The following is a 12,184-nucleotide window of genomic DNA, read 5'->3' on the forward strand; positions in this document are numbered from 1 at the left end:
GGGAGCGTGCGCCGAAACGCAGTCTGCGTCGATAGCAAAGCGCCAGCATGCCCTGCCCTGGGTGCGCTGAGGAATGCCGCTAGACCGGTCCGCTATGGGCCTGGGGCGCTCGCGGGCGATATTCTTCCAGGGCGCTCCAGGAACTGGCTTCGGGCAGGTAGCCGAAGGCCTCCTGGGCGGCACGGATGTCCAGGGTGAAGGGGCTGTCGAGCAACTCGGGCCAGCAGGATTCATGACCCGGGGTGCGCAAGCGGGCATAGAGCCGCCGGGGATCGAAGGCCTTGCGCTCGACCACCGGCGGCAGCTCGAAGCGGCGCAGCAGGAAGTTGATCGCGTCCCAGCACACCAGGGGCTGGCCATCGCTGAGGTTGAAGACCTTGCCGTGGGTGGCGGCCGGTTGCCTGAGCAGCAGGGTCACCAGGGCCTTGCGCAGGTTGCCGGCGCTGGTGAAGTCCCAGCGATTGAGACCGTTGCCGCTGCGCCCCAGCTGCCTGGCCTTGGCCCGCTCAAGCAACCAGCGCGCCCAGTCGCGATCGGCCAGGCCGAGTACCTGGGCCGGCCGCAACACCGTGACCTGGGGGCCGAATTCACCGGCGGCCAGGGCCAGGCGCTCCAGTTGCAGACGGCGCTGGGCCTCGCGGCTCCTGGGCTTGGCCGGCACCTGGTCTTCCTTGAGCGCTTCACCGCCTCTCTCGTAGAGGCGCGCGGACGACACATAGACGAATTGCGCGACCTGCTGCTGCAGGGCGGCTTCGATCAGCACCTGACCGTGATCCAGATCGGCGGCGCTCGGCACGCCGGCCACGTCGGTGCAGTGGGCGATGGCGTCGATGTCGTCGCACAGCGCCACCACCTGCGCGGGCTGGTCGAGCAAGGCCGGGTGGTAGTCGGCGCCGCGTTCGACCAGGGCGTCCAGGGTCGCGCCGGGGCGGCCGTGCACCCGCACCAGTTGGCCGCGGTCGAGCAGATCGCAGGCCAGACCCGCACCGAGCGCCTCGCTGGCGCCCGTGATCAAGATACGCATGTCGCTGGGATTCCCGAACCTGTCCGCGGTCGCCGAGGACGACCCAGGGACCAGTGTAACCAAAGCCTTCGACAGGCGCCGCTAGTCGCGCACCAGCCACTGGCCGGCGACGCCCTCCAGATGGCGGGTCAGCGCCTGCAGGGCGACACCGCCATTGCGCCAGTGATGCCAGAACAGCGGGACATCCACCCAGTGACCGGGCGCCAGATCCACCAGAGCACCACTGGCCAGGGCGGCCGCACTCTGGATATCGGGCAGCAGACCCCAACCGATACCACTGAGGGCCATCTGCTGGAAACCTTCGGCGGACGGGCAGAGGTGGTAGTCGAAGGGCGCGGTGACACCGAGCTGCTCCAGATAGCGGTGCTGCAGGCGGTCGTCCGGACCGAAGACGATGGCGGGCGCGCGCGCCAAGGCCTGGGCGATCGGCCGCCCGGTCAGCCAGCGGGCACAGAAATCCGGACTGGCCACGGCGCGATAACGCATGGCGCCCAAGGATCGCACCCGGGCGCCCGCCAGGGGCTGACCGCTGGCGCAGAGGCAGGCCGCCACCTCGCCCGCGCGCATGCGGCGCAGCACCACGTCCTGATCCTCTACCACCAGATCCAGCAGCAGCCCCTGCTCCACCAGCCAGGGGCCGACCGCGGCCGGCCACCAGCTGGCCAGGCTGTCGGCGTTCAGGGCGATACGGAGCCGCTGCGGCGCTTCTTCGGCCAGTCCCGGCACCTCGCTGCCCAGGTCGGCTTCCAGCAGGCGGACCTGCTGGATATGGCGCAACAGCCGCAGCCCCGGCGCGGTGGGCTGGGGCGGTGTCTCCCGCACCAGCACCGCCTGGCCGACCCGGGCTTCGAGCAGCTTGATGCGCTGGGACACCGCCGATTGCGACAGGCCCAGCCGGCGCGCCGCCCGTTCGAAGCCACCCTCTTCCACCACCACCGCCAGGGCTTCCAGCAACTTGTAGTCGATCATCGATTCAGCTAATGCTGCATAAGGAATATTGGTTTTTCTTATACACCCGGACCCGGCAAGGTGGCAGCCATTCCCGCACCACAAGGCGACACCCTTGCAATGAACAGCTACTTCACCGGCCTCCTGACCATGGCCAGTCTCATCATGGCGCTGGGTGCCCAGAACACCTATCTGCTGGCCCAGGGGCTGCGCCGCGAGCACCATCTGGCCATTGCCGCCTTCTGCCTCACCTGCGACGTGATCCTGGTGGCCGCCGGGGTGCTGGGCCTGGCCGCGCTGATCCAGCACAGCCCGCTGCTGGTGGTCATCCTGCGCTGGGGCGGCGCGGCCTTTCTGCTCTGGTACGGCGCCCAGGCGCTACGCCGGGCCTGGCGGCCGGCGGCCATCGACAAGCTGGAGACTACGAGTCCGTGCAGCCGGCGGCAGGCGTTGCTCGCCGCGGCCGCCGTCTCCCTGCTCAATCCCCATGTCTATCTGGACACGGTGCTGCTGGTGGGCTCCCTGGGCAGCCAGCAGGCCGCGCCCCTGGCCTATGTGCTCGGCGCCGCCACCGCCTCCATGCTGTGGTTTTTCGGACTCGCCCTGGGCGCGGCCTGGGCCGCACCCTACCTGGCCCGTCCGGGGGTGTGGCGACTGATCGATCTGCTGGTGGCCGGGGTGATGTTTGCCGTCGCGGTGCAGTTGCTGGTCTCGACCTGAGGCTGGCCTTCGCCCGGCGAGCGCCCTAAGCTGCGGCTCTGCGTTTCCTGTCGAGAGTCCCTATGCCCTTCGCCCGCTCGCTCCGCAGCCAGAGCCTGCTCCTGTTCGGCGGCAGTCTGCTGCTGATGCTGCTGATCGCCCTGGCCGGCTTCGGCCTGCTTTCCCGCGAACTGCACCGCTACCAGCACCTGATCGAGGGCCCGCTGGAGCGGCTGGTGGAGATCGATGACACCCACCTGACCTTCAAGATCCAGGTGCAGGAGTGGAAGAACTTTCTGCTGCGCGGTGGCGATGCCGACACCGCCGAGCGCTATTGGCAGGCCTTTCTGACCCGCGAAGCCGAGGTCGATCAGCGACTGCAACAGCTGGCCACCCGCGTCGACCCCGAATTGCAACCGCGCCTCCAGGCGCTGCGGACCCAGCACGGGCGTCTGGGCGAGCGCTATCGCGCCGGCCATGCCGCCTATCTCGCCCATGATCGCGATCCACGCCGCGGCGATGCCGAGGTCCGGGGTATCGACCGCGAGACCGCCGAGGGCTTCGCCGCCCTGGTCGATGAACTGCACGGCCGTACCGCCGAGCAGATCGCCGCCATCCGCGCCGAGGCCCAGCGCGACATCCTGCTCGCCGGTCTGGCCCTGCTGCTCTGCGGCGGCGGCCTGCTGTTCCTGGGGGTCAGGCTGGTGGAGCGCCGGCTGGTGGACCCGCTGGTGACCTGCGCCCGGCAACTGGGGCTGCTGGCGCGCGGACGCTTCGGCGAGCGCCTGCCCGGCGGGCGCGATGACGAACTGGGCCGCCTGACCCTCAGCACCAATCTCCTGCGCGACGCCGCCGTGCAGCACACCCATGAGCTGCGCCATCAGGCCAGCGAGGTCAGCGCCCTGAGCGCCCTGCTTGCCAGTCAGCTGCTGACCGAACCGGGTCAGCCCGCGCGCGCGATTGATCCGCAGGTCCTGAAAGAGGTCAGCCGTCGCCTCGCCGACATCGCCGGCGATCTGCAGGAGGCCGCCAGCCAGCGGCAGGATTGAGCGGCGGCGCTAGAGCTGCGCCGGTACCTCGCGCCATTGGCCCGGCGCCAAATCGTCCAGCGTCCAGGGGCCGATGCGTACGCGCACCAGGCGCAGGGTCGGCAGGCCCACCGCGGCGGTCATGCGCCGCACCTGGCGATTGCGCCCTTCGCGGATGGTCAGCTCGATCCAGGCGGTCGGCACGCTCTTGCGAAAGCGCACCGGCGGATCGCGCTCCCAGAGCACCGGCGGCTCGGCCAGCAGGCGCGCTTCGGCCGGCAGCGTGGGGCCGTCATTGAGTTCGACCCCCTGGCGCAGGCACTGCAATTGCGCTTCGCTGGGGGTGCCTTCCACCTGGGCCCAGTAGGTCTTGGGCAGCTTGTGCCGGGGATCGGCGATGCGCGCCTGCAGCTGGCCATCGTTGGTCAGCAGGAGCAGGCCTTCGCTGTCACGATCCAGACGGCCAGCCGGATAGACACCCGGTACCTCGACGTAGGCCTTCAGGGTCGCGCGGCCATCGGCGTCGGCGAACTGGGTGAGCACATCGAAGGGCTTGTTGAGCAGCAGCAGCCGCGGCGTGACCGGCGGCGCCTTGGCCTGGCGACGGGGCCGCTGGCCGGGGGTGGAACGGGTATTTCGCGACATGGGGATCGACGGCGGCTAGTAAGGGCCTGTTCAAAGGCTCGCGAGCTAGAGCCAAACAAGGCGAAAATGTCTGAGGAAGCGGATCGTACTCGCGCTCGATTTTACAAAAGTAAATGAGCATTCCGACCGGGCTGGCGATCCAGGACCTTTTCAACGCCGTTTGGCCGACGCGCAGCAGACTTTGAATAGGCTCTTAGGGGTAATCTGGGCCATCCAGTCTATTCGTCCGAGGTCCCATGCGCATCTTTCGTCCGCTGTGGCTGATCCACCTGCTCACCCTGGCCGGTTGCGCCTCGTCGGCCTACGAAGGCCCGCGCACCGACCACTTCGACGGCGAGCGCTTCCACAACCTGGCGCCGCGCGAGGACAAGAGTCTCTGGACGGTGCTGAAATGGCAGTTCACCCGCACCCGGCCGGAATGGACCTGGCAGGAAGGGCCGGCCGTGCCGACGCGGCCAGCGGCCCGGGTCGAGGGCGGCGAATTACGGGTGACCTTCGTCAACCATGCCACCCTGCTGATCCAGCATCAGGGCCTCAACATCCTCGCCGACCCGGTCTGGTCGGAGCGGGTCAGCCCCTTCAGCTTCATCGGTCCGCGACGCTATCACGCCCCCGGCGTGGCCCTGGATGACCTGCCGCCGCTGGATCTGATCTTCGTCAGCCACAGCCACTACGACCATATGGATCTGGCGACCCTGAGGCGCCTGGCCGAGCGCGCGCCCCTGACGCCGGTGGTGACGCCCCTGGGCAACGCCGAGCTGATCCGCCGCGAGACCGGCTTCGTCACCGTCAGCGAACTGGATTGGTGGCAGAGCCTGCCGCTCAAGGAGGGCCTGCGTCTGCACCTGGTACCGGGCCAGCACTGGTCGGCGCGCAGCCGCTTCGACACCAATCGACGGCTGTGGGGTGGCTTCGTGCTGGAAGCGCCGAGCGGACCGGTCTATTTCGCCGGCGACACCGGCTGGGGCCCGCATTTCGCGCAGATCCGCGAACGCCTGGGCGCACCGCGCTTCGCCGCCCTGCCCATCGGTGCCTACGAACCGCGCTGGTTCATGCAGGACAGCCACCTGAATCCCGACGATGCGGTACGTGCCCATCAGGCGCTGGGCGCGGCCAGCAGCCTGGGTATCCACTTCGGCACCTTTTCCCTGAGCGACGAAGGACAATTCGCCCCGCCCCGCGACCTGGCCCATGCCCGGGCCCTGCATGGTCTGGCGGACGCGGCGTTCCGGACACTGGCGCCGGGCGAGGTCTGGTCGGTTCCCTGAGGTTCTATACGAACAGGGCCTGTGCGCGGTGAGGCTCCGTTGAAAAGCGCTACTCCACCAACCCCTTGTCCCAGAGCCGCACCAACTCACTGGGCGCCCGGTCTTCGGGGATCAGCAGGGTCAGTTCGTCTTCCTGCTCGGCAGGTTGCGGGCGAAAGCGCAGCTCCACCTTGAAGTAGCGCTGATCGCCGCGCCCGACCTGGGTCGGTTCGCCAGATTCCGGCAGGCAGCGTTCCAGCACCGAGCAGATGCGCCCGCGCTGGGCGCTGTCGTACTGGCCGAATTCGATCTCCCGCGGCTTGCTCAACGCATGCAAGGGGGCGAAGCCCCCCTGTCGCGAGAGCCGCACCACGGTGTCCTTGCCCAGCGGGGGAAGTTCGCGCATCGCCTTGCTCCTCTAGCTAAGGGTGACACCCACGCCCGCCCAGGCCTCCTCGACCGCACGGACCTCGGCCGACTCGGCGCCGAAGCGACGACCGGCGTTGGAGACCGTCAAGCGGGCGAAGGCAGCGAAATCCGCATCGTTGGCCAGGCGGCTGTCGCAAAGGGTGTCGTACCAGATCGGCCCGGCCTTTTCCCAGGCGTGACCGCCCAGGGCCAGCGCGGCCAGGTAGAAGGCCCGGTTGGGAATGCCCGAATTGAGGTGGACACCGCCATTGTCTTCGCGGGTCTCGATGTAGTCGCGCATATGGCCAGGCTGGGGATCCTTGCCCAGGGTCGGATCATCGTAGGCAGTGCCCGGTTCGGCCATCGACCTCAGGCCCTTGCCCTTGATCTTCTTGGTCAGCAACCCGGCACCGATGATCCAGTCCGCCTCGGCGGCGGTCTGCTTGAGCTTGTACTGCTTGACCAGGATGCCGAAGACATCGGAGACCGACTCGTTGAGTGCGCCGGACTGGTTGAAGTACACCAGCCCCGCCTCGCTCTCGGTGACGCCGTGCACCAGTTCGTGGGCAATGACGTCGAGGGCGATGGTGAATCGATTGAAGATCTCGCCGTCGCCATCGCCGAACACCATCTGCTCGCCGTTCCAGAAGGCATTCTGATAGTCCTGGCCATAGTGGACGGTGCCGGCCAGCGGCAGGCCCTGGCCATCGATGGAATTGCGCCCGAAGACCTCGTTGAAGAAGGTGAAGGTGGCGCCCAGGTAGTCGTAGGCCTCGTCCACCGCCACATCGCTCAGCGCCGGCTGGCCTTCCTGACGCACCAGGCGCCCGGGCAGCTGCATGGCATTGCCGGCATCGAAGATGCTGCGCTGCGGACTGGCGTCATCGGTACGCGGCAGCGGCCCGATCGGCGCCTGGCGCACCCCGGGCCGACCGGGATTGTGCAGCAGACTCTGGACGTGGCTCAGGGTGGTCAGGGCGCAGGAACGCTGGTGTTCGTCGCCATGATCGATGATGCGGCCAAGAATGTAGGGGGGAATCACTCCCTGGTAGGTGCCCGGATAACGAGACATGCGCGACCTCCTCCTCTAGGGGACAAAGGTCCCCGATCACCGCAGCGTGCGGTCCTGTCCGTTGGACCACGAAACAGCCGGACCACTCCCGCCTCTTCACCCGGAGGCAGGCTTCTGGTACAAAGGCACCCCACGCGGGCGTCGTATAATGGCATTACCTGAGCTTCCCAAGCTCATGACGAGGGTTCGATTCCCTTCGCCCGCTCCAGATTCCATGCGGCTTTCAGGGCTGCATCAGCGTTACGCGGAAGTGCTGGGGGCCGTTTTGGGGTCCGTATCTGTCCAAGTGGCAGAGAGACTGTCAGAGCGTTAGAGAGTGACGGCGAGAGTCTCGGCCGTGAATCCCTCCCCCCGATAGCGAAAGCAATTTTTCAGGTTGGCGAAAAAAGTAGGTTACTGAGGTTACTTTTTTTTCTAATCATCCTCTATCCCTTGCCAGACAAGGCTTTCAGAGGTTTAGCCAAAAGTTTTTTTCAGGTTATTTGAGGTTATTAGTAACTTTCCAGGCAGGTTACTTCCCTCCAGGCTGAAACCCTTGTTCTAGAGCGGTTCCAGAAAAAGTAACCTCGGAAAAAACCTCAAGTAACCTCCTCCAGGTTACCGACGAAACCCAGCAACGACGCGGCCTAGAGCCCTGTCAATCGACCCCTCTACCCTCGGTAACCCACTTTTTTCGTCGACCTGAAAAAGTCCTCAAGCACTCATCGGCCTAGGGCTGCATTCGGCCGTCTGAAAAAAGGCTGGTGGTGCAGGGATTCGCAGGGTTTTTAAGGCCTGCCAACTCCCGTACAGCCCCAGTAGCGGCGCGGAATAGGCCCAGGTGCAGGGCTGCAGAAAAAGCGACACATTTAGACCGCGGGCGTGGCGGGGGGACGACGGCGCGCGCTGGGTGCAGCATGTGCGCCGCCGTCGTCTCCTGGCTCGCCGGACTACAGTTCCCTCAAGCGGCACCCTTCAGTGTCCCGATGGGGGCAGCCGAAGCATTCCTCGTCGTGGTCACAGAGGTAGTCAACCTCCTCCTCTACGTCTTCACTCCCGATCCCGCTGGCGGCCAGGTAGTACTCCGAGATCTGGACGTGTGCGTTGATCAATTTGCAGTAGTGCAGGTGCATGATTTGACTCCATGGTTTGGAGCTCAAAGACTGGCGTCACGACGCGCCGGACGGGTACCGAATTGGTTCAGAGCGATGCGGATTGTGTAGGGGTAGGCAACCCGCGCTGGAGGCCTCCAGCTACGATAGGGTCAGCCTGCCCAAGACCACTGGAGGTCGACGATGAATCTGTTGAATGGCACATACCGGCTCGTATCTGGAAATGGCCAGTGTCTTTGTGTCACATTCAAAGCGGGTATTGCGGATCCATACGACCAGGGCGGCCCTATACTTGGCGAGATCCGCTTTTCTGACCGGACAATTACAATCGGTCGAGACGTGTCAGAAATAGATGTCCTGAGCAGGAATTTTGAATGGATACAAAAGACCGAATAGCGCTATATGAGAAGCTTTATTTCTTCGAGCTAGAAAGGAAAGAAAAGCTAATATCACGTCTAAGCCTTCCATTGGCTATCATTGTCACCCTGAGCTCTCTCTTGTCGACGATGCTGGAGAAAGCCCCACCGTATAGCGACGGAATGTACGGGGTGCTCTTCTGGATATTCTACCTTTGCTGCATGATCACAGCAGTGCGCAGCGCTTGGTATTTCTGGAGAACCTGGCAGCTGCGAGACTATGACGCCCTACTTCCCGACCTGTCCGCGCTGGAGGACCATCGACAGGATCTACAGCGGCACTTCGAGACACACGGCGAGAGTCAAGACGATGCTCAGGCCCATTTCAGAGAAATCATCATCCGCTTCTACGTTGACTGCACAACCGTCAACACTAGGAATAATGATAAACGAGCTGCATATTTCTCTAACATGGCAACAAACGTTGCACTAACATTCTTTTTGGCAATGCTTTCGTTCGGCACCCTTCACTTGTACCAAAGAGGACATTAAGAAATGAGCCAGCAGAAACCGCCACCTCCACCGCCACCGGCCCCGCGCTTCGTTAGAGATCACGACCCGCATAAGACCCCCCCGCCACCGCCACGCGAGAAGAAATAAAAAAAGCCGCCTCCGGGCGGCTTTTACATACATTCAATTGCTACGGAAGTTGTGAAATTTCATACTCCCGGAAGCGGATCACCTCCTCTCCCAACCATTCGTTGACCTGGGCCAGGCGAGCCTGCAGCGGCTCCAGCTCATTGGCGGCGTACACCAGGGCGGCATCGCGGATCGAGCCGAAGCCACCGGCGTTCTGCGGCACGATGCCCATCAGCTGCGGCGGGATCCGCAGGCCGGCGAGCATGTCGTCGCGGGTGATGCCCTTGATCGAGTTGAATTCGTCCTTCGCCGCCACCTCGCTGACCGGGATCAGCTGGATGCCGTCTTTCTTGCCGCCCGGGGCATAGACGAAGAGGTTGCGGAAGTTGCCGGGGCCCTTGGACTGGCGCAGCGCGGTGCGGACGTTGTCGATGTCCTCCTCCTTCTGCGCCGGGTCGGTCATGTAGAAGATGAAGCCGGCGTGACTGCCGTTGTTGTAGTACTTCCGGCGGAACAGCGTGGCCGACTCGTTCAGCAGCGCAGACTGCATGGCCGCGAGCCACTCGGGCATGCCGTAGATCTCCTGGTTGATGTCGGCCTCGCGCAGGTGGCAGATGGTGCCCGGGGTGAATTCGTGCTCGTCTCGCCACCCGCGCACCTGGAAGAAGCGGTTGTCCTCGCCGCGGCGCATGTACTTGGCCAGCACCGGCTGCAGACTGACCGGCGTGCCCAGGCGCGACTGCCGGCGCTCCAGGTACGCATTGCCCGACCAGAGCCAGTCCAGGGCGAACTGCTCGAACGCCGCACGGCTCAGCAGGCGATGCGGGATGAAGGTGCGGGCCAGCATGTTGCGCTTGAACTTGAGACCGGAGTCCAGATAGACGCTGGCCCGCGTGGCCTTGGCCAGGCCGTCGAGCGATAGCGGCGGGTCGTAGTAGCGGCCGTTGAACCAGCATTCCAGGTAGTCGAAGACCTCGCGCCCTTCCAGCACCGGCATGGGGTCGCCGAAGGTAAAGGCCTCGATAGGGCCGGGCGTCGAAACGGCCAGCTCGGTGGATTCGCTCATCAGAAAATCTCCATGACGCCGGTATTGCGGGCGGTCTGCCCTTCCAGCGGCTCGTTGTGCAGGGCATGAAAGAGGGCCCACGCGAGATCCGCGTGGCCTGTGGTGTCGTTGCGTCCGGCCGTGTAGGTGAACTGGCGGCCGCTGGCGGTGGTGGTCTTGCGAATGGCCATGAGCGACTGGGCGACGTCGGTCCAGCCAGCGTCGAATTCGAGCCGGCCGTTCTTGATCACGTCGTAGGCCTTGAGCACCAGGCGGGTCTTGACCTCGGGCGAGTAGCTGAAGGTGGTCAGGTTCGGGAAGAACTGGCGCACCAGCTGGGCCACGCCGCTGCCCATGCCGGTGACATCGATGCCGATATAGGTCACCCAGTAGCGCTGGCAGACCTGGCGGATCGCCTCAGCCTGGGCGGCGAAGTCCATGCCGCGGAACTGGTGGCGCTCGAGCACGCGGAACTTGCCGCCCGGTACCAGCGGCGGCGCGACCACCACCAGGCCGGCGGTGTCGCCGGTCTCGGCGGGGTCATAGCCGACCCAGACCGGGCGTTCGCCCAGCGGTCGGCTGGCGAAGGGTTTGTAGTCCTCGGCCCACTCGACCCAGCTGTCCACCATGCAGGGCTGCAGCATGGCCAGGGGGAAGATGCTCGCGCCGTCGTCGACGAACTGGCACATCAGCAGGTTCTGGAAGGCCTCGGCCGAGTACTCAAGCTTGAGCTCCTCCAGGTCGAACAGGTCGCAGCCACGGGACTCGGCGTCCAGGATGGTGACGATCTGCCGCCAGATCCGGTCCTCGCAGAGCCGGCCCTCCTGCAGGGCCTCATGGGAGACGTCCAGCTTAAGGTGCTGGGCGACCGGCTTGCCCTTGTTGAAGCGCTCCCCAGTCCAGAAGGTATAGGCCTCATGGGCCATGGAGCTCGGCGTCGAGAAGTAGGTCCGGCGGTATTGCTTCTGCATAGCCATGCCGCTGGCCACCTTGTTCAGCTCCTCGAAGCGGAACGTCCAGAAGAATTCGTCGAAGTAGAAGTTGCCGTGGTAGCCCTGGGCAGTGCGGGCATTGGTACCCAGGAAGTGCAGCTCGGCGCCGTTGGCCAGGATGATCGGATCGCCAGTCACATCGACGCCACAGACCTCCCGGGCGAAGGCCTGAATATACGCCTTGAAGATATGCGCCTGGTTCTTGCTGGCCGACAGGAAGATCTGGTTGCGCCCGGTGATCAGGGCGTCCAGGAAGGCCTCGCGGGCGAAGTAGTAGGTCGCACCGATCTGCCGGCTCTTGAGGATGGCGCGGGTCCGCTGCTGGCCTGCCCGGTACCAGTCGAGCTGGTACCCAAAGCACTGGTCGCGGAAGGCGCTCTCAAGGGCCTCGATCTGCTCCTCGGTGAATTCGTTGCGCGCCGCCTTCTTCTTCGGCCCGGCATTGCGGTTGTCCAGCTTGGGATTGAGCTCGGCCTCGGTACCGCCGCCCTGGAAGCGCTGGATCCGTGCCTGGCGTTCCAGCTGGCGGTGGAGTAGATCGATCTCCTTGAAGTCGCCGCCGGTCTTGCCGTCCTTGAGGATCAGCTGCACCAGGCGCGCCTCCAGGGCGCCGCCGATCCGCTCGACGTTGTCCGCCCGATCCCATTCGTCCCGGGCCTTCCAGCTGTGGACGGTCTTTTCCTTTTCGCCGATCGCCTCGGCGATTTCCGTCACCCTCCAGCCCATCCAGTACAGATGCTTGGCGCGCCGACGCACGTCCATCAGCAGGTCGGTGGACGGAGCGGCCGCCGGCGTTTCGGCCGGGCTTGGCAGGGGCGAGGAATCGGATAGGCTTTTCATGGCCGCCAGACTGCCGCCCTGATCCCCTCCTCCATAGCGCGCGACCGTGTACCGCGCGCGCCTACAAAACCCCCTCGTTGCTGGGACGCGCGCGCGTCCCGACCATGCCCCTCATCGCCCAAGCACTCCCGCTAAGCCTCTGAGGATCCC

General features: G+C 65.2%; 12 protein-coding genes and 1 tRNA gene. 5 read left to right on the forward strand and 8 right to left on the reverse strand.

Annotated elements, in window-relative coordinates; all coding sequences use genetic code 11:
* Positions 1 to 79 precede the first annotated feature (79 nt).
* Together PVZ72_RS22915 and PVZ72_RS22920 are read right to left on the reverse strand one after the other, a co-directional pair.
* Positions 80 to 1,024, reverse strand: coding sequence for an NAD-dependent epimerase/dehydratase family protein (locus tag PVZ72_RS22915; protein ID WP_273863091.1), 945 nt, complete (start codon positions 1,022 to 1,024; stop codon positions 80 to 82).
* Between the two features lie 81 nt (positions 1,025 to 1,105).
* A complete protein-coding gene (locus PVZ72_RS22920; protein WP_273863092.1) occupies positions 1,106 to 1,993 on the reverse strand; it encodes a LysR family transcriptional regulator ArgP in 888 nt (295 codons plus the stop codon).
* Positions 1,994 to 2,092: 99 nt separating this feature from the next.
* Between PVZ72_RS22920 and PVZ72_RS22925 the strand changes: the two genes are divergently transcribed.
* Both PVZ72_RS22925 and PVZ72_RS22930 read left to right on the forward strand, forming a co-directional pair.
* Positions 2,093 to 2,692 carry a LysE/ArgO family amino acid transporter gene (locus PVZ72_RS22925; protein WP_273863093.1) on the forward strand — a complete coding sequence of 200 codons (600 nt, stop codon included), beginning with the start codon at positions 2,093 to 2,095 and terminating at the stop codon, positions 2,690 to 2,692.
* 62 nt (positions 2,693 to 2,754) lie between these two features.
* The gene (locus PVZ72_RS22930; RefSeq protein ID WP_133863020.1) at positions 2,755 to 3,720 is read left to right on the forward strand and encodes a HAMP domain-containing protein; all 966 of its coding nucleotides are present in this window, start codon (positions 2,755 to 2,757) and stop codon (positions 3,718 to 3,720) included.
* A gap of 9 nt (positions 3,721 to 3,729) precedes the next feature.
* Here the strand turns inward: PVZ72_RS22930 and PVZ72_RS22935 are convergent, their stop codons facing one another.
* On the reverse strand, positions 3,730 to 4,344 hold the full coding sequence (locus PVZ72_RS22935) for a pseudouridine synthase (protein ID WP_273863094.1): 615 nt from the start codon (positions 4,342 to 4,344) through the stop codon (positions 3,730 to 3,732).
* Between the two features lie 236 nt (positions 4,345 to 4,580).
* On the opposite strand from PVZ72_RS22935, the gene PVZ72_RS22940 reads away from it, so the two are divergent.
* Positions 4,581 to 5,612 carry an MBL fold metallo-hydrolase gene (locus PVZ72_RS22940; protein WP_187978447.1) on the forward strand — a complete coding sequence of 344 codons (1,032 nt, stop codon included), beginning with the start codon at positions 4,581 to 4,583 and terminating at the stop codon, positions 5,610 to 5,612.
* A 49-nt stretch (positions 5,613 to 5,661) separates the two neighbouring features.
* Here the strand turns inward: PVZ72_RS22940 and PVZ72_RS22945 are convergent, their stop codons facing one another.
* Both PVZ72_RS22945 and PVZ72_RS22950 read right to left on the reverse strand, forming a co-directional pair.
* Positions 5,662 to 5,997 carry a protealysin inhibitor emfourin gene (locus PVZ72_RS22945; protein ID WP_017640065.1) on the reverse strand — a complete coding sequence of 112 codons (336 nt, stop codon included), beginning with the start codon at positions 5,995 to 5,997 and terminating at the stop codon, positions 5,662 to 5,664.
* 12 nt (positions 5,998 to 6,009) lie between these two features.
* Complete coding sequence (locus tag PVZ72_RS22950; protein WP_133863023.1) at positions 6,010 to 7,071, reverse strand: M4 family metallopeptidase; 1,062 nt, start codon at positions 7,069 to 7,071, stop codon at positions 6,010 to 6,012.
* Between the two features lie 134 nt (positions 7,072 to 7,205).
* Here PVZ72_RS22950 and PVZ72_RS22955 point away from each other — a divergent pair.
* Positions 7,206 to 7,279: transfer RNA gene (locus tag PVZ72_RS22955), tRNA-Gly, on the forward strand.
* Between the two features lie 721 nt (positions 7,280 to 8,000).
* On the opposite strand, the gene PVZ72_RS22960 is transcribed toward PVZ72_RS22955, so the two are convergent.
* Positions 8,001 to 8,183, reverse strand: a complete 183-nt coding sequence (locus PVZ72_RS22960) for a hypothetical protein (RefSeq protein ID WP_187978446.1) — start codon at positions 8,181 to 8,183, stop codon at positions 8,001 to 8,003.
* 353 nt (positions 8,184 to 8,536) lie between these two features.
* On the opposite strand from PVZ72_RS22960, the gene PVZ72_RS22965 reads away from it, so the two are divergent.
* Positions 8,537 to 9,070, forward strand: coding sequence for a hypothetical protein (locus PVZ72_RS22965; protein ID WP_187978445.1), 534 nt, complete (start codon positions 8,537 to 8,539; stop codon positions 9,068 to 9,070).
* A gap of 148 nt (positions 9,071 to 9,218) precedes the next feature.
* Here the strand turns inward: PVZ72_RS22965 and PVZ72_RS22970 are convergent, their stop codons facing one another.
* Entirely contained in the window at positions 9,219 to 10,223 is a 1,005-nt protein-coding gene (locus PVZ72_RS22970; RefSeq protein WP_187978444.1) for a phage portal protein, read from the reverse strand.
* Complete coding sequence (locus PVZ72_RS22975) at positions 10,223 to 11,956, reverse strand: terminase ATPase subunit family protein (protein ID WP_187981315.1); 1,734 nt, start codon at positions 11,954 to 11,956, stop codon at positions 10,223 to 10,225. The genes PVZ72_RS22970 and PVZ72_RS22975 overlap by 1 nt, the downstream gene beginning before the upstream one ends.
* Positions 11,957 to 12,184 lie beyond the last annotated feature (228 nt).

Source organism: Pseudomonas sp. LA5, from assembly GCF_028640825.1.
Lineage (GTDB): Bacteria > Pseudomonadota > Gammaproteobacteria > Pseudomonadales > Pseudomonadaceae > Chryseomonas > Chryseomonas aestiva.

What these genes read in the sequence shown, in the direction of transcription:
- PVZ72_RS22915 (WP_273863091.1), bottom strand. Translation starts at nt 1,024, where the DNA reads ATGCGTATCTTGATCACGGGCGCCAGCGAGGCGCTCGGTGCGGGTCTG.
- PVZ72_RS22920 (WP_273863092.1), bottom strand. Translation starts at nt 1,993, where the DNA reads ATGATCGACTACAAGTTGCTGGAAGCCCTGGCGGTGGTGGTGGAAGAG.
- PVZ72_RS22925 (WP_273863093.1), top strand. Translation starts at nt 2,093, where the DNA reads ATGAACAGCTACTTCACCGGCCTCCTGACCATGGCCAGTCTCATCATG.
- PVZ72_RS22930 (WP_133863020.1), top strand. Translation starts at nt 2,755, where the DNA reads ATGCCCTTCGCCCGCTCGCTCCGCAGCCAGAGCCTGCTCCTGTTCGGC.
- PVZ72_RS22935 (WP_273863094.1), bottom strand. Translation starts at nt 4,344, where the DNA reads ATGTCGCGAAATACCCGTTCCACCCCCGGCCAGCGGCCCCGTCGCCAG.
- PVZ72_RS22940 (WP_187978447.1), top strand. Translation starts at nt 4,581, where the DNA reads ATGCGCATCTTTCGTCCGCTGTGGCTGATCCACCTGCTCACCCTGGCC.
- PVZ72_RS22945 (WP_017640065.1), bottom strand. Translation starts at nt 5,997, where the DNA reads ATGCGCGAACTTCCCCCGCTGGGCAAGGACACCGTGGTGCGGCTCTCG.
- PVZ72_RS22950 (WP_133863023.1), bottom strand. Translation starts at nt 7,071, where the DNA reads ATGTCTCGTTATCCGGGCACCTACCAGGGAGTGATTCCCCCCTACATT.
- PVZ72_RS22960 (WP_187978446.1), bottom strand. Translation starts at nt 8,183, where the DNA reads ATGCACCTGCACTACTGCAAATTGATCAACGCACACGTCCAGATCTCG.
- PVZ72_RS22965 (WP_187978445.1), top strand. Translation starts at nt 8,537, where the DNA reads ATGGATACAAAAGACCGAATAGCGCTATATGAGAAGCTTTATTTCTTC.
- PVZ72_RS22970 (WP_187978444.1), bottom strand. Translation starts at nt 10,223, where the DNA reads ATGAGCGAATCCACCGAGCTGGCCGTTTCGACGCCCGGCCCTATCGAG.
- PVZ72_RS22975 (WP_187981315.1), bottom strand. Translation starts at nt 11,956, where the DNA reads ATGGACGTGCGTCGGCGCGCCAAGCATCTGTACTGGATGGGCTGGAGG.